Origin of the sequence: Cupriavidus sp. WKF15, assembly GCF_029278605.1 — a bacterium.
Lineage (GTDB): Bacteria > Pseudomonadota > Gammaproteobacteria > Burkholderiales > Burkholderiaceae > Cupriavidus.
This window is the reverse complement of record NZ_CP119573.1, coordinates 1421295-1441773: the sequence shown is the minus strand read 5'-3', so window position 1 is coordinate 1441773 and position 20479 is coordinate 1421295. Positions and strand designations below refer to the sequence as shown.

Genomic DNA, 20479 nt, shown 5'->3' with positions numbered 1-20479 from the left:
TCGCACTCCTTGAAAAGTGGCGAAGTGCGGCAAACGGCATCTCACCAGATCGAAAAGATTCAAGCGGCACAACGAAAGAATACAGATCGCGGGTAGATAGCAGCTGTTGTGGTGCATTTATACTAGGTCTCGTATCGCCTCCACAGCCGCCCCTTCCCATGTCCGGCTCGCCTACCTGCTCGCTTTGCCTCTTTCGCCATGTCTGCCGTGACGCACCCGCGGCGGATCTGTCGCCAAATGCGCAGAAGCCCCTGCAGCCAGCACATGCAACCGTGACCGCGGGCGACGCATTCTTCCGCCAGGGCCGCCCGATAGCGGCGGTATATCCGCTGCGGGAAGGCAGCGCCAAGCAGGTCTATGAATCACCGCTGGGCTGGCGCCAGGTCACGGGATTTTCCCTGTCCGGAGATGTCCTGGGCCTCGAGCCGAACGAGGCGCCGGCCTACAGCGTCAGCAGCATCGCCTTGCAGGACACCTTGTGCTGCGTCGTATCGATCGAAGCGCTGCGCTCGCATATGGCCGACCCTGCCTTCCGCAATGCCGTGCTGGACGTGATGCGCCATCAGGCCGAACGCGAGCGCATCCTGCTCGTCGCGGTGGGCTCGATGAAGGCCGCACAGCGGCTGGCCATGCTGCTGCTGGACCTGGACGCCGAACATCGGCGCCGCGGCGGCGCCGACAGCCCGCTTACGCTGACGATGTCACGAACCGACATTGCCAGCCTGCTCGGCCTGACGCTGGAAACGGTGTCGCGCCTGCTGTCGCGCTTTGCCTCGGTGGGCCTGATCTCGGTACGGCAACGACGCCTGCGGCTGATCGACCGCGATGGCCTGGCCGCGGTCTATGCGGAGCTCGATCCGATGCCGCGGCACGGGCCGGTCGCCATGGCCGCGCAGGCCGTAGGCGACGAGCCCCATCGGTTCTAGTTCACTGCGTGGCGCCGGCCACCGCGCCTCAGCGATCGGCCACACGCAGACTCGGGTTGGAATTCGACCATTGCGCGGCCGCCGCAACATAAGCGGTGCTTGTTCGCTTGCCACAAGAATGCAGTCCACCGACCGCGCGCAGCCATGGCCGCCTTGGCAGCCCTGCCCTTGTACCGGCTTGCGCAGCCCGTCCCAGCATCATCGGGGCTGCTGTGCGCATTCCTGGCGGTATGCCTCTTCCAGGCGCTTGCGGTCCGCCTGGCGCTCCAGCGTCGGATACGTGCGCCCGTCAGCCGTGGTGACCGACGACTTGCCGGTCGACCACTGCTGCCCCGCGGGCAGCGCGTTGATCTGATCAAGCAGGGACTGGCAGCGCTGGCGCTGCGATACCGACAAGGTGCCGTCAGTGGATGCCGCCGGTGCTGTAGCGCTGTCGACCATGCGGGGCGGTGGCGGCGCGACCATTGGCGCCGGAGGTGGCGCATCCGGCGCAGCCCAGGCCCGCGCGGCAAGCAGTCCTGTGCAGGCCATCATGCATACCTTGCGACAAATCACCTTGTTCAATTTGAGACTCCGGGACAAGCGTACCGCTTGCGTGGGGCGACGCGCGGACGCGTGCCGGATCCGTATCGGATCCGAGATGGATGGACGGTCAGCGGTCCTTCCCGCTGCCGCTGCGGCCAGTACGGTTGCGCAGCAGCTCGAGCTTGAGCAGCGCATCCGCCAGCATGCTCTTGAGCCGGGCGTTCTCCTCCTGCAACTCGCGCAGTTTGCGCCCCTCGCGCGCATCCCCCTGACCAGGTTGGCCATAGCGTGCGCGCCAGCCATAAAAGGAAGCATCGCTGAAGCCGTACCGCGCGCACAATTCGCGCACCGGCACGCCGCTGGCGGCCTCGGCCAGATAGGTGCGGATCTGCTCTTCCGAATACCGTCTGTTCACCGATTCTCTCCGCTACGCAACATCCCACGCGCGCCGGTAACTGTGCCCGACCCTGCCCGTACGTTAGCCCACCGTCGAGTCAAAAGGCAATTCAACGTCTTTGCTGGGCGAGTTAAGCAAATTGTGCGAGCCGGCGCTCGTATGAGCGCGGCATCGTCAAGCCAGGAGCATCGGGCAAAGCCGGCGGTGTGATGCACCGGATGATTGCAGCGATCGGAAGCACGCGCGCCATCAGCCATGCCGGTCTGTCTTGTCCAATTTGGAATCCAAATATTCCGCAAAGGACGGCGCTGGAATTTCAGTACGGTTTTCTAATGGCGTGCAACCCGCCGGGCGGGAGCCAGACGCGAAGGTGCACAGGCTATCTCCCGGCTATCTTCCCTTGTGCCCAGCAGGTTTCAGCCATGTGTTCATGTTCGAACAAGCGCTCCTGAGGAAGCGTGCACTGCATAACGGAATGTCCATCGCTTTCTAGGAACTTTCCGAATGTTGTATTAAGATTCCTCGGCATCAACTAAATTTCGTACGCCCGCAGACGGCGCTCCATGGAGCACGCAAAGATGGGCGGCCCGCCAGTTCTCCACCGGCATGTACACGCCCGGTGACACTGCAGAACTGCCGGCAAGCATGGGCCTGAAGGATTGAGGAGTCACTGCGCCATTTGTCGACGTCAGTCGCACATTTAGGAGTTGTGTCATGCTTCTTGGAAGCCAGATCCGCCGCAGCCAGCGCTCGCCGGTTCCCGTTCCCGCAGCCACGGTAAGCCCTGTTTCCGCCCGCGAACCCGACCGCTGAGGTTCGCGGGCGCGGCATGCCTGCGCCGCGCACGGCTGTCACATTGCCGAGCAAAAAAATAAAAGAAAAAATCCATGGATCGGGAGAAGTCAGCATGCGTCATGTCAGCACGAAGTTGTTGCACGTCTTTGTTCTTGTCATGGAGTACCGTGACCTGAGCGCAGTGGCGGCCTGCACGCAAGGCCGCGTACCAACCGTCGCTTACAGCCTGGCACGGCTGCGCGAGATCACCGGCGACCCGCTCTTCGTCAAGCGCAACGGCACGCTGGAGCCAACGCCGCACGCGCTGCGCCTGGAACAGACCGCCAGGCAGATCCTGGCCAAATGGAGCCAGCTGGTACGGCCAAACGAAGTGGCCACGGAAAAGAGCCGCCATGGCCGGCGCCTGTCGATCGGCTTTTCCTCGTCCATTGGGGACCCGGTGATCACCGAGATCCTGACCACGCTGTGCGAGCAGTTTCCGCATGACAGTTTCGTAACGAGACCAGTCATTGCCGATGCCACGCTCGCCGAGAGCCTGGACAATGGAGCGCTCGACTGCGCTTTCGTGGTCGACGGCGGACACAACCCGGAAAAGGTGTTGCCGCACAACATTCTGGCCACGCCGCGCAGGCTGGTCAGCGCGATGCGCTCCGGCAGCGCCGACGACAGCGAAAGCGACTGGATCCTGCTGCAGGAAGACTGCGAAGCGGGCAGCCCGCTGCGCAGCTTCCTCGCGCGCCAGGCCAGCACACCCGGCCACCGTGAAACGGTTGTGCCCTCCTGGCACACGCAGATCACGCTGCTGCATTCGGCCGGCGGTATCTGCCCCGTGCTGGATTTCAACGTGCCACTGGTCACGCGTGATCGCAAGACGCGCCTGCTGGCACCGCCGAGCAGCTTCCCGGAATGGGCCGCGCTGCATTTCTGGGCCCCCGAACGCGCGCACGACAAGAGCGCCCTGCGCGACATCATGGATGTGGGCAGTGCAGTCCTGCGCGACCCGCTCAAAGCCATCGACAGCCGGCGCAAAGGCCGGCAAGACTCGCCTCGGCACGCTGCCGCGGCCTGAACAGCGGCCGGACGGACGTTCCGGGATCCGCTGCGCTTCCAGCCGTTTGCGGTAGCGCAAGCCCCCTGCGTCGCGCAGCCAGCCTTGCGCAGTACCGGCTGCCCGCTGCCGCACGCCACACCGGCATTGCGGGCGGCAGCTCCCTCGTCAGCACCGCGACTTTTCGGTGCCAGTATTTGCGAAATTTCCTAGTCCGCCGTAGCGGTGGGGCCAGTATTCTGGGCCCGCACTGCCGTGTCGCGGCCGCCTCCCGTTTGGCTCGAGACTCCGGCACGTGCGCAGATGTTGATGCGTCCTTCACGCCGCACGCCGTCATGACGTGCGGCGATTTTTTGGGCGCAATGCAGTCTGCCATTCCCACGACAAGGAGCCCGCGCCATGACACTGAAAATCCTGCTGGCCGACGACCATCCGGTCGTCTGCGCTGCTGTCCGGGACCAATTGCAGACGCAGCCCGGCTGGGTGGTGTGCGGCGTGGCCACCAGCGCCACCGAGTTGCTGAGTAGCGTCGAGGCACTACACCCGGACATCGTGATCACCGACTATCACATGCCCGGCCCCAGGGACTCGGATGGCATCCGGCTGATCTCCACGCTGCGGCGGCGCCATCCGACGGTTGGCGTGATTGTGCTCACCATGATCACCAATCCCATGATCCTGCGTTCGATTCTCAATGCGCGCGTCCATGGGCTGATGCTGAAGGACGCGCCGCTGTGCGAACTGGTCACCGTCGTCGCACGCATCCAGCGGGGCTTCAACTACATTGGCAAATCGGCGCTCGAGATCCTGGCGCAAACCAATCCGGACAGCCTGCTCGAACCCGGACAGCAGGTTGCGCAGCGCCTGTCGGTGCGTGAAACGGAAGTCATCCGGCTCTATCTGAGCGGGCGCTCGGTCAGCGAGATTGCCGCCATCCTGTGCCGCAGCGTCAAGACCATCAGCCGCCAGAAGAACTGCGCCATGCAGAAGCTGGGGGCCAGCAATGATCGCGAGCTCTTCGAATGCGCGGCACGCCAGGGCATCCTGCTGCCGAGCTAGCAAAGCGTATTGCGCCGGCCCCTCACTGGGCGTCGGCCAGCTCCGCGGCGCGGGCCACGGCATCGGCAATGCCTGCCTCCAGCTGGGCCAGGCCTCTCGAAAGTTCGATCATGGTCGACTCGGGGACGTTCTCCAGAACATCCTGGAGAAAAGCCGAGCGCAGGGGAAGCTTGCCTTCCACCATGGTCCTTCCTGACGCGGACAGCGTGACATGCGTGACGCGGTTGTCGCGCTCCGAGGTATTGCGCAAGACCCAGCCCAACTCCTCCATCGCCTTGAGTTGCCGTGTCAGTGCGCCCGGGTCCATGCTCACGCGCTCAGCCAGGGCCTTCTGCGCGATGGCATCTTCCTGCGTGTGCAGCGCAAACAGGATGCGCCAGCGCGGCAACGGCAGCCCGATGCGCTGCTCGAAAGCAGACGCATAGGCGCGGTAGGTCCGCCCGAACTGCTGCAGTACCGCCAGGCTTTGTCGCTCCAGTTCCATCCATTCTCCCGAATTCAAGGCCGCGGCAGGTCATTCATGCCGCGCCACGGTAGTCTCAGTCAGCCGCCATGGCCGGTTGCTGGCCGGCACGCGCCAGCCTGACCGGCGGCACGCGTCGCGCACGCCACAGGCCCACCAGCGCGGCAACCGCGGCAATGACAAGCCCCAGGTGGATCGCCGTCACGAGGGAAACACGCGACTGCTCCAGCAGCAAGGCGCCATTGTGCCCTGCCTGCTGCAGTTCGGTCAGCAAGCCTGCCTGCGCAGCCTTGTCGATCAGTATCTGCGGATCCGACATTCGGCTGAGCCAGCCCAGGGCATTGGCCGATGCCAGCGACTGTTCCACGCCAGCGGTATAGGAGCGCGTCACTATCGTGCCGACGATCGCAGTACCGATCATGCCACCGACCATGCGCAACGACTGCAGCATCGCCGTGGCGATGCCGAGGTGCTCCCGGCCGACCGTCTGCTGCGCGAACACCGTCAGGTTCGGCATGATGAAACCCAGCCCGAACCCCGCCATCAGCATGATCGCCAGCAGCACCGGATGCGACATGCTGCGCGTGGCCTGTGACAGCGCTAGGCAGCCGGCGGCCAGCATGCCGAAGCCGGCGAACAGCATGGCGTTCGGATGGCGGATACGCGTAATGATGCGGCCGTTTACGATGCTGCCAGCCATGATGCAAACCACCAGCGGCGTCACCAGCAGACCGGCGTCGCGGGGCGAGTATCCGAACCCGCCCTGCAGCAGCAGCGGCGCGTAGATCAGCAGCGCGAACATAGTAAAGCCCACCAGCACTGCAAGCTGGAATAGCGGCGCCACGCCCGGGTGCCGGAACATGTCCAGCGGCAGGATGGGATTGGCGCAGCGGCGCTCCCATTGCCACAACCCGATCAGCGCCGCGACGGCTGCGACCAGCAGCCCTGCGGTCAGCCAGTCGACGCCGCGTTGCGGCAACAGTTCAACACTCATCTGCATGCACCCCAGCCCCACGCCGATCAGCACGGCACCGAGCCAGTCGACCCGGATCGGCTCGCTGTGCGACTGCTGGCGCAGATGCGGCAAGTAGCGCCAGACGAACCAGAGGCTCAGCGCCCCCACCGGCAGATTCACGTAGAACACGCTGCGCCAGCCGTACAACTCGGTGAGCACGCCGCCCAAAGACGGCCCGATCGCATTGGCCACGCCAAACGCCGCGCTCATCAGCACCTGCCAGCGCAGCCTGACATGCGAGTCCGGGAACAGATCCGGAATGCACGCGAAGGCGGTGCCCACCAGCATGCCGCCGCCGATGCCCTGCAAGCCGCGCGCCGCCACCAGGAACGGCATGCTCGTCGCCATGCCGCACAAGGCGGAGGCCACCGAGAACACGACGATGGACGCCAGCACGAAGGGCTTGCGGCCGTAGTAGTCGCCAAGGCGCCCGAAGATCGGCACGGTGATGACGGACAACAGCAGATACGACGTCGCGACCCAGGCGTAGTACTCGAATCCCTGCAGCTCGGCGACGACCGTCGGCAAGGCCGTCCCGACCACCGTCTGGTCCAGTGCCACCAGCATCGACACGAAAGCGACTCCCAGCATCGCGAGCAGCGACTCGCGAAACGGGAGAACCTGCCCGCCACCATGTCCTGGTTGTGCACTTGACGTCATTTTATTGCCCAGTCAATCGTTGTAATGTCAATTATTATAGGATGAGTTGGCGAATTTTGTGGGGAAGGATCACACAGCCAGTGGGTTCCGCAACACGCAGCCTTAGAAAAGGATTACGGCTGCCATACAACGAATTCGCCGTTTCTCACGGCCGCCGCTTTCTCCACTCATAATCGGCCGGCGGATCCGCAACCCCCGCTCGTCCAACCGAGTTCGGGTTTTCCGAGCACAGTGTCACAAAGCTCACCGGCTCGCCCGCGTGCTGGCGCTGGCGCAGCGTTTCAGTCAGGCGCAGCGCTTCGCGCATTGCATCGCCCGGGAACGACTGTGCGTGCGGCGTGAGTCCGGTCTCATGCGCTTCGGACCAGTAGACCATGTACATGAAGCATCCTCTTGGTAGGGCCCGGCGCTCACATGCGCCAATCACTCAGACCCGGTTTCCACAATAGAAGCGGAACGCATTCTTGCCCGCATGCTTGGCCGCGTACATGCCGTGGTCCGCACATGCCAGCAGCTCCGCCGGCTCCGTTGCATCGTCGGGAAACACGCTGATGCCAATACTCGGGGTCACGGACACCGTTTGGCCTTGCACCTGCTTCAGATCAGCGACTACGTGCAGCAGCAATTCCGCAAATGCGGCCACCCAGTGCCGATCGGCAATATCCTCGAGCACAATCGCAAATTCGTCGCCACCCAGACGCGCGACAGTATCGGACTCACGCACCGCTTCCCTCAAGCGCTGCGCGACGGCAATCAGCGTTTCATCGCCAACGCCGTGCCCCAGCGTATCGTTGATCGCCTTGAATCCGTCGAGATCGAGAAACATCACTGCAGCAAGGCTCGATGCACGCCGGGCACGAGCAATGGTTCGCGCCAGGCGCTCGCCCAACAGCATGCGATTTGGCAAGCCAGTCAACGTATCGTGCGTGGCAAGGAAACCGAGACGTTCCTCCTCCTGCTGGCGTTGCGTGATGTCCGAACATACCGCGACAAAATTGGAATACGAACCGCCCACACCGCGAATGCCGCTGATGGACAAGGATTCCCGATAAATCGCGCCATCCTTGCGCCGGTTCCACAACTCCCCGCGCCACTGGCCGTCTTCCTTGAGCGCTCGCCACATGTCGCGATAGAACTCCGGGGGCTGGCGTCCGGAACTGAACAAGCGCGGGGTGCTTCCCACCAGTTCGTTCACGCCGAAACCGGTCAACCTGGAGAAGGCAGGATTGACCTTCTCGATGACTCCGCTTGCGTCCGTGATCATCAGGCCGTCCTGCGTCAGCTCAAACGCCTGTTCCACAAGCCATTGGCTGGTTCGTGACTTCCGCAATGCGTCATCGTGCTTGCGAATGAGATAGACCGACGTTCCAAGGAAGACGATCAGTCCCATACCGGATATGACGGCCGTCTGAATGTAGATGATGCCGTTGAGGACCTGCTTGTCGAACTCCGCCGTCAGGTACACGCCGCCTCCGACAAGCAACGCTGCGACGAGCGCGGCAAATGCCATCGCGCGAATGACACCGTAGCGAGCCGTGCGGACATGCGTCATCGGAATCCTGGGTAAGCGTCGGATCGCACCAGAACCACCCCGAGGGGTTTCCAGGTACATCCATCCCCGCAAGTTACCGGCAACGTAACGCCTTATCGATAAGGCAGATTGACCCAGGTCAGAGAGAGTTTAGGGGGCTTGCCGTCAGCCGATAACAAAACGCCATCGATACGATCTCTTCGCTCGCCGCCGCCCCAAAGCAAAAACCCCTCGCAGCACACGCTGTCGAGGGGTTTTGCATTGTAAGAGCCTGGCGATGACCTACTTTCACACGGGTAATCCGCACTATCATCGGCGCGGAGTCGTTTCACGGACCTGTTCGGGATGGGAAGGGGTGGTTCCAACTCGCTATGGTCACCAGGCATAAGGGGTTGTGGCGCTGACAGGTGGGTCAGCGTCACCAATTCGGGATGTAGTCTTTGTAGTCTTCGGGTTGTGCTGTATCGGCACAAGGCGATTTTCCACTCACCAGGCTAAAACACACTGGTTATAGGATCAAGCCTTACGGGCAATTAGTACTGGTTAGCTTAACGCATTACTGCGCTTCCACACCCAGCCTATCAACGTCCTGGTCTCGAACGACCCTTCAAGGCGGTCAAGCCGCCAGGGAATCCTCATCTTCAGGCGAGTTTCCCGCTTAGATGCTTTCAGCGGTTATCTCTTCCGTACATAGCTACCCTGCGATGCCTCTGGCGAGACAACAGGTACACCAGCGGTACGTCCACTCCGGTCCTCTCGTACTAGGAGCAGCCCCCGTCAAGATTCCAACGCCCACGGCAGATAGGGACCAAACTGTCTCACGACGTTTTAAACCCAGCTCACGTACCTCTTTAAATGGCGAACAGCCATACCCTTGGGACCGGCTACAGCCCCAGGATGAGATGAGCCGACATCGAGGTGCCAAACACCGCCGTCGATATGAACTCTTGGGCGGTATCAGCCTGTTATCCCCAGAGTACCTTTTATCCGTTGAGCGATGGCCCTTCCATTCAGAACCACCGGATCACTATGTCCTGCTTTCGCACCTGCTCGACTTGTCGGTCTCGCAGTTAAGCACGCTTTTGCCATTGCACTTTAGGTACGATGTCCGACCGTACCAAGCGTACCTTCGAACTCCTCCGTTACACTTTGGGAGGAGACCGCCCCAGTCAAACTGCCTACCATGCACTGTCCCCGACCCGGATTCACGGGCCAAGGTTAGAACCTCAAACAAACCAGGGTGGTATTTCAAGGACGGCTCCACGTGAACTAGCGTCCACGCTTCAAAGCCTCCCACCTATCCTACACAGATCGGTTCAAAGTCCAATGCAAAGCTACAGTAAAGGTTCATGGGGTCTTTCCGTCTAGCCGCGGGGAGATTGCATCATCACAAACACTTCAACTTCGCTGAGTCTCGGGAGGAGACAGTGTGGCCATCGTTACGCCATTCGTGCAGGTCGGAACTTACCCGACAAGGAATTTCGCTACCTTAGGACCGTTATAGTTACGGCCGCCGTTTACCGGGACTTCAATCAAGAGCTTGCACCCCATCATTTAATCTTCCGGCACCGGGCAGGCGTCACACCCTATACGTCCACTTTCGTGTTTGCAGAGTGCTGTGTTTTTATTAAACAGTCGCAGCCACCATTTTATTGCAACCCCTTCACCCTTCTGGCGCAGGCCAGTCAAGCTACCAGGGCGTACCTTATCCCGAAGTTACGGTACCAATTTGCCGAGTTCCTTCTCCCGAGTTCTCTCAAGCGCCTTAGAATACTCATCTCGCCCACCTGTGTCGGTTTGCGGTACGGTCTCGTATGACTGAAGCTTAGAGGCTTTTCTTGGAACCACTTCCAATTGCTTCGCAGCATAAAGCCGCTCGCCCCATAGCCTTGAATTGCGCGCCCGGATTTGCCTAAGCGCCTTCTCCACTACAGGGACCGGGACTTCCAACACCCGGACAACCTTCCGCGATCCGTCCCCCCATCGCATCATACGACGGTGCAGGAATATTAACCTGCTTCCCATCAGCTACGCATCTCTGCCTCGCCTTAGGGGCCGACTCACCCTACGCCGATGAACGTTGCGTAGGAAACCTTGGGCTTACGGCGAGGGGGCCTTTCACCCCCTTTATCGCTACTCATGTCAGCATTCGCACTTCCGATACCTCCAGCATCCTTTACAAGACACCTTCACAGGCTTACGGAACGCTCTCCTACCACGCACATTGCTGTGCGTCCGCAGCTTCGGTGACTGGCTTAGCCCCGTTACATCTTCCGCGCAGGACGACTCGATCAGTGAGCTATTACGCTTTCTTTAAAGGGTGGCTGCTTCTAAGCCAACCTCCTGACTGTTTTAGCCTTCCCACTTCGTTTCCCACTTAGCCAATCTTGGGGACCTTAGCTGGCGGTCTGGGTTGTTTCCCTCTTGACACCGGACGTTAGCACCCGATGTCTGTCTCCCGTGATTGCACTCTTCGGTATTCGGAGTTTGCTATGGCGGGGTAATCAGCAATAGACCCCCCAACCATGACAGTGCTCTACCCCCGAAGGTGACACACGAGGCACTACCTAAATAGTTTTCGGAGAGAACCAGCTATTTCCAGATTTGTTTAGCCTTTCACCCCTATCCACAGCTCATCCCCTAACTTTTCAACGTTAGTGGGTTCGGTCCTCCAGTACGTGTTACCGCACCTTCAACCTGGCCATGGATAGATCATCTGGTTTCGGGTCTACACCCAGCGACTCATCGCCCTGTTCGGACTCGCTTTCGCTACGCCTGCCCTAATCGGTTAAGCTCGCCACTGAATGTAAGTCGCTGACCCATTATACAAAAGGTACGCCGTCACCCGTTTCCAGGCTCCGACTGTTTGTATGCATGCGGTTTCAGGATCTATTTCACTCCCCTCCCGGGGTTCTTTTCGCCTTTCCCTCACGGTACTGGTTCACTATCGGTCGATCACGAGTATTTAGCCTTGGAGGATGGTCCCCCCATCTTCAGACAGGATTTCACGTGTCCCGCCCTACTTGTCGTACACCTAGTTCCACAACGCTGTTTTCGCATACAGGGCTATCACCTGCTATGGCCGGGCTTTCCATCCCGTTCTGCTAACAACACTGCTAAAGAGTACAAGGCTCTTCCCATTTCGTTCGCCACTACTTTGGGAATCTCGATTGATTTCTGTTCCTGCAGCTACTTAGATGTTTCAGTTCGCCGCGTTCGCTTCGCTGACCTATGTATTCAGTCAGCGATGACCCATACGGGCCGGGTTTCCCCATTCGGACATCTCCGGATCAAAGCTCGTTTGCCAGCTCCCCGAAGCTTTTCGCAGGCTACCGCGTCCTTCATCGCCTGTGATCGCCAAGGCATCCACCACATGCACTTGTTCGCTTGACCCTATAACGAGTGTGTCTCAGTGAGACCCTTCGCTACAGGTGAGTTCTCGCATTTGTGCCGTATTCCAAGTCATCTTTCGATCACTTAAATACTTTGGTTGATACAATCACAACCCGGTATCGCGTTGGTACTGCAGCGTCTCATCAACGCTCGCGCGACACCTTTACTACATCCCATATTGTTAAAGAACAGCCGATCCGCAGGTCAGACCCGCGATCGCTTGGCAATGCCAAAGGGAAGCACTCAGTGAATGCTTTCCTTTGACCACCAATTCCAGGGTATCCGTGCTCACTCGGCAGAGTGATGGTGGAGGATGACGGGATCGAACCGACGACCCCCTGCTTGCAAAGCAGGTGCTCTCCCAGCTGAGCTAATCCCCCCTCGGATAACTTGGTGGGTCTGGTAGGACTTGAACCTACGACCCCCGCCTTATCAAGACGGTGCTCTAACCACCTGAGCTACAGACCCTTGGCTGTAACAGCAAACAAACCGATAAGTGTGGACACTGGACACGCAGAACGCGCGCCTCTGGAAAGGAGGTGATCCAGCCGCACCTTCCGATACGGCTACCTTGTTACGACTTCACCCCAGTCATGAACCCTGCCGTGGTAATCGCCCTCCTTGCGGTTAGGCTAACTACTTCTGGCAAAACCCACTCCCATGGTGTGACGGGCGGTGTGTACAAGACCCGGGAACGTATTCACCGCGGCATGCTGATCCGCGATTACTAGCGATTCCAGCTTCACGTAGTCGAGTTGCAGACTACGATCCGGACTACGATGCGTTTTCTGGGATTAGCTCCCCCTCGCGGGTTGGCAACCCTCTGTACGCACCATTGTATGACGTGTGAAGCCCTACCCATAAGGGCCATGAGGACTTGACGTCATCCCCACCTTCCTCCGGTTTGTCACCGGCAGTCTCTCTAGAGTGCCCTTTCGTAGCAACTAGAGACAAGGGTTGCGCTCGTTGCGGGACTTAACCCAACATCTCACGACACGAGCTGACGACAGCCATGCAGCACCTGTGTCCACTTTCCCTTTCGGGCACCTAATGCATCTCTGCTTCGTTAGTGGCATGTCAAGGGTAGGTAAGGTTTTTCGCGTTGCATCGAATTAATCCACATCATCCACCGCTTGTGCGGGTCCCCGTCAATTCCTTTGAGTTTTAATCTTGCGACCGTACTCCCCAGGCGGTCAACTTCACGCGTTAGCTACGTTACTGAAGAAATGAATCCCCAACAACTAGTTGACATCGTTTAGGGCGTGGACTACCAGGGTATCTAATCCTGTTTGCTCCCCACGCTTTCGTGCATGAGCGTCAGTCACGTCCCAGGGGGCTGCCTTCGCCATCGGTATTCCTCCACATCTCTACGCATTTCACTGCTACACGTGGAATTCTACCCCCCTCTGACGCACTCTAGCCTGACAGTCACAAGCGCCATTCCCAGGTTAAGCCCGGGGATTTCACGCCTGTCTTATCAAACCGCCTGCGCACGCTTTACGCCCAGTAATTCCGATTAACGCTCGCACCCTACGTATTACCGCGGCTGCTGGCACGTAGTTAGCCGGTGCTTATTCTTCCGGTACCGTCATCCCCCCGAGGTATTAACCCAGAGGATTTCTTTCCGGACAAAAGTGCTTTACAACCCGAAGGCCTTCTTCACACACGCGGCATTGCTGGATCAGGGTTGCCCCCATTGTCCAAAATTCCCCACTGCTGCCTCCCGTAGGAGTCTGGGCCGTGTCTCAGTCCCAGTGTGGCTGATCGTCCTCTCAGACCAGCTACTGATCGTCGCCTTGGTGGGCCTTTACCCCACCAACTAGCTAATCAGACATCGGCCGCTCCTATCGCGCGAGGCCTTACGGTCCCCCGCTTTCACCCTCGGGTCGTATGCGGTATTAGCTAATCTTTCGACTAGTTATCCCCCACGACAGGGCACGTTCCGATGTATTACTCACCCGTTCGCCACTCGCCGCCAGGCCGAAGCCCGCGCTGCCGTTCGACTTGCATGTGTAAGGCATGCCGCCAGCGTTCAATCTGAGCCAGGATCAAACTCTTCAGTTCAATCTCTGTGTGGACCCGAAGGTCCTCGCTCTTTCGAGCGGTCGCTCACTCTCAGAAAACTGACTGACCAGATCCGAAAATCCAGTCACGCTTTGCTGTGCGAGCACTGATAACTTTTGAAGCTCCGAAGTCCGAAGACCTCGTGCGTCCGCTACCCAGCGCCCACACTTATCGGTTGTTTGATTGTTAAAGAACTTCGCCGCCGGCTTTGCCGTTCAGCGCGCTGCGTTGTCAGCAGCAGAGAAGGAAGATTATGCAGAACTTTCTTCGCTTCGTCAACCAGGGTCAGCAATCTTTTTTGCTTCGGTTGGCTGCGCCAACTGCGCGCTGCCGAACCACCCGATCGACCCGCAACCCTTGCTGCGTCTGCTTTGCAGCGCCGCGTCGTGTTGCGAGGGGGCGAATACTACGGGACCAGGGCAGCCTTGGCAAGCGTTTTTTAATCACACTCTGACGCCGGCCCAGCCCCCTTAGAATCTGCTCATGCAGGACACTCCTCCCTCTCTCGCAGGCCAGCCGCCAGCAAAAGCGACCTACGCCGACGCGCAATCCCTCGCGGCGGCGCTATTGCGTCCAATCGTGTTCGTGGACCTGGAAACCACCGGCGCCGATGCCCAGCATGACCGGATCACCGAGATCGGTGTCGTGGAGGTCGGCCCGGATGGAATCCAGGAGTGGGACACGCTGCTAGACCCCGGCGCAAGCATTCCACCGTTCATCCAGCGCCTGACCGGCATCACGGATGAGATGGTCCGAGGTCAGCCCACGTTCGCGTCGATCGCCGAGACATTGGCCGAGCGGCTGCAAGGCCGGCTTTTCGTCGCCCACAACGCGCGCTTCGACTACGGATTCCTGAAGAACGAATTCCGCCGCGCCGGGCTCACCTTCCGTGCGGATGTCCTGTGCACGGTCAGGCTGTCGCGCTCCCTGTTCCCGTCGGCGGCAAAGCACGGGCTTGACGCGCTTGTTGCCCGCTTCGGGCTCGAGCCCCGCGCACGCCACCGGGCGCTGGCCGATGCCGAACTGCTCTGGCAGTTCTGGCAGAAGATCCATGCGCTTTATTCCGTGGAGCTCATCGCTGCCGCCACGCAAGCGCTGGTCCGCCGCGCCAGCCTGCCCGCCGGCCTTGAAGAAACGGCGCTGGACGACGTGCCAGATACCGCGGGAGTCTATCTGTTCTACGGCGACAACGATGCGCCACTCTATATAGGCAAGAGCGTGCATCTGCGGCAACGGATCGGCGCGCATTTCTCCGGCGACCACCGCGTCGGCAAGGACATGCGCCTGGCCCGGCTAGTCCGGCGCGTGGAATGGCGCGAGACCGGCGGGGAAATCGGCGCCCTGCTGCTCGAAGCAAGCCTGGTCAAGTCCATGCAGCCCATCCACAATCAGATGCTGCGCCGGAACAACCGGCTGTACACGTGGGAGCTGGCTCCGGAACTGCCCGTGCCGCGCCTGCGTTCGGACGACGACACCGACTTCAGCCGCCGCGGCCATCTGTATGGCACGTTCCCGAGCCGAGGCGCAGCGCAAGCCTGGCTTCGCCGGCTGGCCGATGATCATCAACTCTGCCACGCAACGCTTTTGCTGGAGAAGACGACACGCGCAGGTAGTCCCTGTTTCGCGCGACAGCTTCACCGATGTGAGGGTGCCTGCGTCGGTGAAGAGGATTCACGCAGCCACCGCGCGAGAATCGCCAAGGCCATGGCGGGATCGGAACTCAAACCCTGGCCCTTCAGTGGCCCGGTCGCCTGGTCCGAAGCTTCGGGAACGCAAAACTGGTGGCATGTCGTGGAGGACTGGTGCTATTTGGGCTCGGCACCAACCCAAGATGATGCCGCGGCCCTGCTTGCAGCGCCTGCGCGATTCGAACTGGATACCTACCAGATCCTGGTTTCACGGCTGCCGCAGTGGATGCCGCACGTCGTGCACCTTGCCTCTACGCGCAGCTTCGAGCTTGCCCTTTGCGAGCCCCCCGTTTCCAACGACGGTGCCATTTCGACAGCACCACGCAGGCAGGTATCAGGCAAGGCTCGGGCCCGGCATCAACCATCGCCAGGTCTGTTCGACGTCTGACGCGTCAAAGTTCCGAGCCTCCGTGCGCCAGCACGCATAGCCCGCTTGCACCGCTCGGAGCGGCTCCGCTAGCCTTCATTGAGGGGCCTGGCTCCCTGATGTGCAGCCGCGGAGTCGCCCCATGCCGGCCTCATGTTTCCTTCTCCTCGCCCGGCGCGCCCGCCGGGCCGCGATCGTTTGTACTGCCCCCGCAGCGGCAGCAGCATTCGCAATGACACTGACCAGTGCTTGCGCCAGCATGGAAAACCGTACGATGCAGGACTTGCTCGACTCCTGGAAGGGGGTACCCATCGACGAGGCCAAGGCTCAGTGGGGGCCACCGCAGACCGTGCAGGCGGTACCCGGCGGCACGGCCTACGTTTGGCAAGATATTGTGCCGCCACCCGCCAGGCCACCGGGCACTGAAGCCCACGACGCCGGCGCGGATGCATCGCGCCCGCCTGGCCGCTGCGAACGCCGGCTGGTAGCGGGGCCGGACGACGCGGTCATGTGGGGAGAATGGCGCGGCGACGCTTGCTGCGTCACCACGCTCGTCGGGAATTGCGGCGCACTCAAACACCGCACCCTCCAATAAGGGCCGGCGTACGCGCAGCTTCCGGCGCTGCCGGACTCAGTCGATCTTGGCGCCCGACACTTTTACAGCCTGCCCCCAGCGCTTCTGCTCTGCCACGATGGTGGCCGTAAAAGCCTCCGGCGACTGCCAGGCAGGCTCGGCGCCCTGCTGCTCCAGCCTGGACTTGGTATCCGGGTCGGCCAGTACCGTATGCAAAGCGTTCGAGAGGCGCGCCACGATTTCCTTCGGCGTGCCCGCCGGCGCGAGCATGCCGTAGAAGCCCACCACTTCGAATCCCTTCAGGCCGCCCTCTTCCAGGGTCGGCACGTCGGGCAAGGCCGGCGAGCGCTGCTTCGATGTCACGCCTAGTGCGCGCACTTTGCCAGCCTTGATGTATTGCGTGAACAGCGGGATCGAATCGGCCATCATCTGCGCCTGGCCGCCCATCACGTCGGTCAATGCCGGTGCGCTGCCCTTGTAGGGGATGTGCACGATGAACGTGCCCGATGCCTGCTTGAACAGTTCGGGCATCAGGTGGGAGATGCCGCCGTTGCCGCCCGACGCAAAATTCAGCTTCCCGGGGTTGGCCTTGGCGTAAGCGATGAACTCCTTGAGGTTGCGCGCCGGCACGTTGTTGTTCACCACCATCACAAGCGGAATGAGCGCGGTACGCGCGACCGGTGCGAAATCCTTCGGCATGCTGTATGGCAGCTTCGGATACAGCGAATTGTTGATGGCCATCTGTCCGGTATTGGCCAGTAGCAAGGTGTAGCCGTCCGGGGCCGACTTGGCGACGTTGTCGGAGCCGATATTGCCCGCGGCACCAGCCTTGTAGTCCAGCACGATCGACTGGCCAAGCAGCGGCTGCAGCTTTTCCGCCAGCAGCCGCGCGTGGGTATCGACCGGCCCGCCCGGCGGGAAGGCCACCACCAGCCTGATCGGCTTCTCAGGCCACGCCGCTTGCGCGGTACCCGCCGCGATGGCGAGCGGTGCCGCGGCCAAGGCAAGCAGGGCACGCCGGAAAGGGTTCGGACGGGACCGCGGCTCGTTCTTCGACGTCTTCATGTCTTATTTCTCCTTGTATGGGCCACCGCGGATACCAGCGGTAGCGGCAGACGTCCGGCGACGGCCAGCCGCTATTGTGACGTTTTTATGACATTTTTGTAGCCCTCACATTGGCTTTCCATGCAAACAAGGTCTGGTGCTAATCGTTCAAGCCCCGCGCCAGCCTTCCGCCCAGGAGCCGGTGTCTGCCAGCCACGGGGAGTACTCATGAAGTTGCCCACGCCATGGCAGCGCATGTTCGCGGCACACAACGGAAGCCACATGCACGCGCACCAGCCGCTCCGCGCCCGCAAAAGCACGGACCTCGGCGCCATCCCAGATCACTTCGGCTTCGCCACTGAGATGCAGCAGGGAACCGTTGCAGAAGTCCGGCACGACGATCCCGGCACGCGCATTGACCAGCAGGTTGCCAATGGTATTGAAGAGATTGTTGCCGCTGAAATCTGGAAAGGTCAGCGTGCGCGCGTCGTCCACGCGAATGAAGCCTGGCTTGCCGCCGCGGTGAGACACATCGACGCCTTCGCCATCGCCGCTAACCTCGCCTTGCTTCGCCTTGTAGTGGCTGGCGACGAACAGGGTGTCCGCACTGCGCAGCAGGGCCATGGCGGCCGTATCCAGTTCACTTCCCTGCCATGCAACGGCCGACGGCTCCGAAGACCGGGCGTGGTCCAGTTGGCGCAACTGGATATAGCGCGGGCAGTTACCGAAGCTCTGTTCGACCGCCACGGTGATGCCGCCGTCATCACGCATGGCGATCGTGCCGTTCATGCGATTGCGGCGCCGCGTTGGCAGCTCGATGCCGAGCAGACCAATGCGCCTTCCCTCCTTCAGCCATGGCTGGAGCGGGTCGCCGGCCGTTGGCAAGGCATCCACGCGCAGATGGCCCGGGTCAGGCGAATAGGCAAAGCCCGGCTCCCCCGTCAGCAGTGTCGCCCACGGCAGCCCACTGTCGTCGACCGCACCGGCAACCAGGAACGGCAGCTGACCAAAGAACGTCCGGTGCTGCTCGGGCATCTCGGCACGGATCATTCGCCAGCCAGCGGCATCCATCCGCTCGCGCACGCCTGCACGCTCCTGAGCGGCAAGCTCGCCGGCATGAAAGGGGGAATCGCGATCGGGTCGTTCGGGCAGTTCCATGATGAACTCCTGGATGGTCAAAGCGCGCGCGGCCAGCTGGCTCGCGAGCGTTCGCTCAAGCGGCGAGCCCTGCGTGCGACACCGGCATCGGGACGAATCCGGGCAGTGTCTCGATGCGCCGAAGCCAGGCATTGAGCGCCGGGTATGGCGACAGGTCGACGCCGCCCTCTTCCGCCCGCGCGATGTAGCTGTATGCGGCCACATCGGCCAACGTGGCGTGGCTGGCCGCCAGGAACGGCTGGCCGGCCAGGATCGGCTCCATCAGCGCAAACAGGCGGTTGGCACGGGCGCGCGCATCCTCAACCGGCAGCGCGGCACCGAACAGCACGGAAAGGCGCGCCGCGGCGGGACCGAACGCGATCTCTCCCGCCGCGACCGACAGCCAGCGCTGCACCGCCGCGGCCCCGGCCGGATCGCGCGGCAGCCAGTTGCCGTCGTCATAGCGCATGGCAAGGTACACCAGGATGGCATTCGAGTCGCTGACGATCGTGCCGGCGTCATCGAGCACCGGCACCTGCCCGAACGGATTGAGACGCAGGAACGCCTCGCGCTTGTGCTCGCCGCCACGCAGGTCGACGTCGACCAGCCGGTATGGCAGGCCCAGCAAGGAAAGCATCAGTTCCGCGCGGTGCGCGTGGCCGGACAGCGGAAAGCGATACAGGATCAGCGGTGTCGGGGGAGCGGACGGCGCGGTCGGATTGGGCATGGCAGACTCCGTTGGCTGGGGATGGAATGAGGTCATTGTGGGATTGGCCAGGCTCGCAATAAAGATGACCGATCGTATTTGACTACTCCGGAAATCGGAGTAATGTGCCGACATGGACAAGCTGAGAGCCATGCAGACTTTCGTGCGCATCGTCGACGACGGCAGCCTGACCGCCGCCGCCGCGTCGCTCGATTCCTCGCTGCCAGCCGTGGTACGTTCGTTGGCCGCACTGGAGTCGGCGCTGCAGGTCCGCCTGCTCAACCGCACCACCCGGCGCCTGTCGCTCACTGACGAGGGCCGGCGTTATCTCGACAGCTGCAGACGCATCCTTGCCACCATCGACGAAGTGGAAGCCGGTCTGACCGAACGCCACGTCGAGCCAACCGGCCAGCTCCACCTGACCGCACCGATGCTGTTTGGCCAGATGTACGTAGCCCCCGCCGTGACACGCTTCGCACAGCGCTACCCGAAGGTGCAATGCCGCATGTCATTCACCGACCGTGTCGTCAACCTGCTCGAAGAGGACCTGGATGTCGGCGTGCGCATCGGTCCGCTGGCCGATTCCACGCTGGTCGCGCAGACTGTCGGCCACATCCGCCGAGTCGTTGTGGCCACGCCGGCGCTACTGCGCCGCCATGGCGTGCCAGGGCACCCAGATGAACTGGCCCATGCTGCGTGCATCCGCGTGACAGGCTCCAGCGCACACTGGTGGACCTTCCAGCAGCAAGGCAAGGAATTCCAGGTACCGGTCACGGGCAACCTGGAATTCAACCAGACCGCTCCCGCGGTGGCCGCGTGCGCGGCCGGCGCGGGCTTCGGGCATTTCCTGTCCTACCAGGTCGACGAACTGGTCCGGCACCGGCAGTTGCGCATTGTGCTCGAGCCTTTCGAACTGCCCGCCTGGCCACTATCGCTGATCTATCCGCACGCGCGCCTGCTGCCGGCCCGCACTCGCGCCTTCCTTGCATGGATGCGCGAGGACCTCGAGCCGCGCTTTCGCTGAAGCCCGGCCGCTGCTAAGTTCGTTACACAGAGAACCAACCTGTGCCCCCCACGCGACATGCCC

At 61.6% G+C, this 20479-nt stretch carries 15 protein-coding genes, 2 tRNA genes and 3 rRNA genes; 6 read left to right on the top strand and 14 right to left on the bottom strand.

All coding sequences use genetic code 11. The features are described from left to right. Positions 1–158 precede the first annotated feature (158 nt). Positions 159–926: a helix-turn-helix domain-containing protein gene (locus CupriaWKF_RS23965; protein WP_276100944.1), complete on the top strand. Its 768-nt coding sequence runs from the start codon at positions 159–161 to the stop codon at positions 924–926. 198 nt (positions 927–1124) lie between these two features. Here CupriaWKF_RS23965 and CupriaWKF_RS23960 read toward each other — a convergent pair whose 3' ends face one another. Both CupriaWKF_RS23960 and CupriaWKF_RS23955 read right to left on the bottom strand, forming a co-directional pair. Beyond that, positions 1125–1460 carry a hypothetical protein gene (locus CupriaWKF_RS23960; protein ID WP_276103186.1) on the bottom strand — a complete coding sequence of 112 codons (336 nt, stop codon included), beginning with the start codon at positions 1458–1460 and terminating at the stop codon, positions 1125–1127. Between the two features lie 118 nt (positions 1461–1578). Then, a complete protein-coding gene (locus tag CupriaWKF_RS23955; RefSeq protein ID WP_224079167.1) occupies positions 1579–1866 on the bottom strand; it encodes a transposase in 288 nt (95 codons plus the stop codon). Positions 1867–2755: 889 nt separating this feature from the next. Between CupriaWKF_RS23955 and CupriaWKF_RS23950 the strand changes: the two genes are divergently transcribed. Continuing rightward, positions 2756–3712 carry a LysR family transcriptional regulator gene (locus tag CupriaWKF_RS23950; protein WP_276103184.1) on the top strand — a complete coding sequence of 319 codons (957 nt, stop codon included), beginning with the start codon at positions 2756–2758 and terminating at the stop codon, positions 3710–3712. 378 nt (positions 3713–4090) lie between these two features. Beyond that, positions 4091–4750 carry a response regulator gene (locus CupriaWKF_RS23945; RefSeq protein ID WP_276100943.1) on the top strand — a complete coding sequence of 220 codons (660 nt, stop codon included), beginning with the start codon at positions 4091–4093 and terminating at the stop codon, positions 4748–4750. A 22-nt stretch (positions 4751–4772) separates the two neighbouring features. Here the strand turns inward: CupriaWKF_RS23945 and CupriaWKF_RS23940 are convergent, their stop codons facing one another. The 9 genes from CupriaWKF_RS23940 to CupriaWKF_RS23900 all read right to left on the bottom strand — a co-directional run bounded on the left by CupriaWKF_RS23940 (position 4773) and on the right by CupriaWKF_RS23900 (position 13876). Then, complete coding sequence (locus CupriaWKF_RS23940) at positions 4773–5234, bottom strand: MarR family transcriptional regulator (RefSeq protein WP_276100942.1); 462 nt, start codon at positions 5232–5234, stop codon at positions 4773–4775. Positions 5235–5289: 55 nt separating this feature from the next. Continuing rightward, positions 5290–6888, bottom strand: a complete 1599-nt coding sequence (locus CupriaWKF_RS23935) for an MFS transporter (RefSeq protein WP_276100941.1) — start codon at positions 6886–6888, stop codon at positions 5290–5292. A gap of 145 nt (positions 6889–7033) precedes the next feature. Continuing rightward, on the bottom strand, positions 7034–7270 hold the full coding sequence (locus CupriaWKF_RS23930; RefSeq protein WP_276100940.1) for a hypothetical protein: 237 nt from the start codon (positions 7268–7270) through the stop codon (positions 7034–7036). A gap of 45 nt (positions 7271–7315) precedes the next feature. Then, complete coding sequence (locus CupriaWKF_RS23925; RefSeq protein ID WP_276100939.1) at positions 7316–8440, bottom strand: diguanylate cyclase; 1125 nt, start codon at positions 8438–8440, stop codon at positions 7316–7318. 248 nt (positions 8441–8688) lie between these two features. After that, positions 8689–8802 (bottom strand): 5S ribosomal RNA (gene rrf, locus CupriaWKF_RS23920). 129 nt (positions 8803–8931) lie between these two features. Then, positions 8932–11812: ribosomal RNA gene (locus CupriaWKF_RS23915) — 23S ribosomal RNA — on the bottom strand. A 304-nt stretch (positions 11813–12116) separates the two neighbouring features. Beyond that, a tRNA-Ala gene (locus CupriaWKF_RS23910) sits at positions 12117–12192 on the bottom strand. 11 nt (positions 12193–12203) lie between these two features. Beyond that, positions 12204–12280: transfer RNA gene (locus CupriaWKF_RS23905), tRNA-Ile, on the bottom strand. A gap of 64 nt (positions 12281–12344) precedes the next feature. Then, a 16S ribosomal RNA gene (locus tag CupriaWKF_RS23900) occupies positions 12345–13876 on the bottom strand. Together the 16S, 23S and 5S rRNA genes with 2 tRNA genes alongside form the textbook arrangement of a ribosomal RNA operon. Positions 13877–14359: 483 nt before the next feature. Here CupriaWKF_RS23900 and CupriaWKF_RS23895 point away from each other — a divergent pair. Both CupriaWKF_RS23895 and CupriaWKF_RS23890 read left to right on the top strand, forming a co-directional pair. Then, positions 14360–15952 carry a 3'-5' exonuclease family protein gene (locus CupriaWKF_RS23895; protein WP_276100938.1) on the top strand — a complete coding sequence of 531 codons (1593 nt, stop codon included), beginning with the start codon at positions 14360–14362 and terminating at the stop codon, positions 15950–15952. A gap of 211 nt (positions 15953–16163) precedes the next feature. Beyond that, positions 16164–16526, top strand: coding sequence for a hypothetical protein (locus CupriaWKF_RS23890; RefSeq protein ID WP_346348606.1), 363 nt, complete (start codon positions 16164–16166; stop codon positions 16524–16526). Positions 16527–16562: 36 nt separating this feature from the next. Here CupriaWKF_RS23890 and CupriaWKF_RS23885 read toward each other — a convergent pair whose 3' ends face one another. The 3 genes from CupriaWKF_RS23885 to CupriaWKF_RS23875 all read right to left on the bottom strand — a co-directional run bounded on the left by CupriaWKF_RS23885 (position 16563) and on the right by CupriaWKF_RS23875 (position 19413). Continuing rightward, entirely contained in the window at positions 16563–17570 is a 1008-nt protein-coding gene (locus CupriaWKF_RS23885) for a tripartite tricarboxylate transporter substrate binding protein (RefSeq protein ID WP_276100936.1), read from the bottom strand. Positions 17571–17717: 147 nt separating this feature from the next. Then, positions 17718–18707: a pyridoxamine 5'-phosphate oxidase family protein gene (locus tag CupriaWKF_RS23880; protein WP_276100935.1), complete on the bottom strand. Its 990-nt coding sequence runs from the start codon at positions 18705–18707 to the stop codon at positions 17718–17720. 55 nt (positions 18708–18762) lie between these two features. Continuing rightward, complete coding sequence (locus CupriaWKF_RS23875) at positions 18763–19413, bottom strand: glutathione S-transferase (protein ID WP_276100934.1); 651 nt, start codon at positions 19411–19413, stop codon at positions 18763–18765. A 112-nt stretch (positions 19414–19525) separates the two neighbouring features. On the opposite strand from CupriaWKF_RS23875, the gene CupriaWKF_RS23870 reads away from it, so the two are divergent. After that, complete coding sequence (locus tag CupriaWKF_RS23870) at positions 19526–20416, top strand: LysR family transcriptional regulator (protein ID WP_276100933.1); 891 nt, start codon at positions 19526–19528, stop codon at positions 20414–20416. Positions 20417–20479 lie beyond the last annotated feature (63 nt).

Coding starts and splice junctions, on each gene's coding strand:
- CupriaWKF_RS23880 (WP_276100935.1), bottom strand. CDS start 18,707: ATGGAACTGCCCGAACGACCCGATCGCGATTCCCCCTTTCATGCCGGC.
- CupriaWKF_RS23925 (WP_276100939.1), bottom strand. CDS start 8,440: ATGACGCATGTCCGCACGGCTCGCTACGGTGTCATTCGCGCGATGGCA.
- CupriaWKF_RS23885 (WP_276100936.1), bottom strand. CDS start 17,570: ATGAAGACGTCGAAGAACGAGCCGCGGTCCCGTCCGAACCCTTTCCGG.
- CupriaWKF_RS23940 (WP_276100942.1), bottom strand. CDS start 5,234: ATGGAACTGGAGCGACAAAGCCTGGCGGTACTGCAGCAGTTCGGGCGG.
- CupriaWKF_RS23930 (WP_276100940.1), bottom strand. CDS start 7,270: ATGTACATGGTCTACTGGTCCGAAGCGCATGAGACCGGACTCACGCCG.
- CupriaWKF_RS23960 (WP_276103186.1), bottom strand. CDS start 1,460: ATGATGGCCTGCACAGGACTGCTTGCCGCGCGGGCCTGGGCTGCGCCG.
- CupriaWKF_RS23875 (WP_276100934.1), bottom strand. CDS start 19,413: ATGCCCAATCCGACCGCGCCGTCCGCTCCCCCGACACCGCTGATCCTG.
- CupriaWKF_RS23935 (WP_276100941.1), bottom strand. CDS start 6,888: ATGACGTCAAGTGCACAACCAGGACATGGTGGCGGGCAGGTTCTCCCG.
- CupriaWKF_RS23870 (WP_276100933.1), top strand. CDS start 19,526: ATGGACAAGCTGAGAGCCATGCAGACTTTCGTGCGCATCGTCGACGAC.
- CupriaWKF_RS23965 (WP_276100944.1), top strand. CDS start 159: ATGTCCGGCTCGCCTACCTGCTCGCTTTGCCTCTTTCGCCATGTCTGC.
- CupriaWKF_RS23945 (WP_276100943.1), top strand. CDS start 4,091: ATGACACTGAAAATCCTGCTGGCCGACGACCATCCGGTCGTCTGCGCT.
- CupriaWKF_RS23950 (WP_276103184.1), top strand. CDS start 2,756: ATGCGTCATGTCAGCACGAAGTTGTTGCACGTCTTTGTTCTTGTCATG.
- CupriaWKF_RS23895 (WP_276100938.1), top strand. CDS start 14,360: ATGCAGGACACTCCTCCCTCTCTCGCAGGCCAGCCGCCAGCAAAAGCG.
- CupriaWKF_RS23890 (WP_346348606.1), top strand. CDS start 16,164: ATGACACTGACCAGTGCTTGCGCCAGCATGGAAAACCGTACGATGCAG.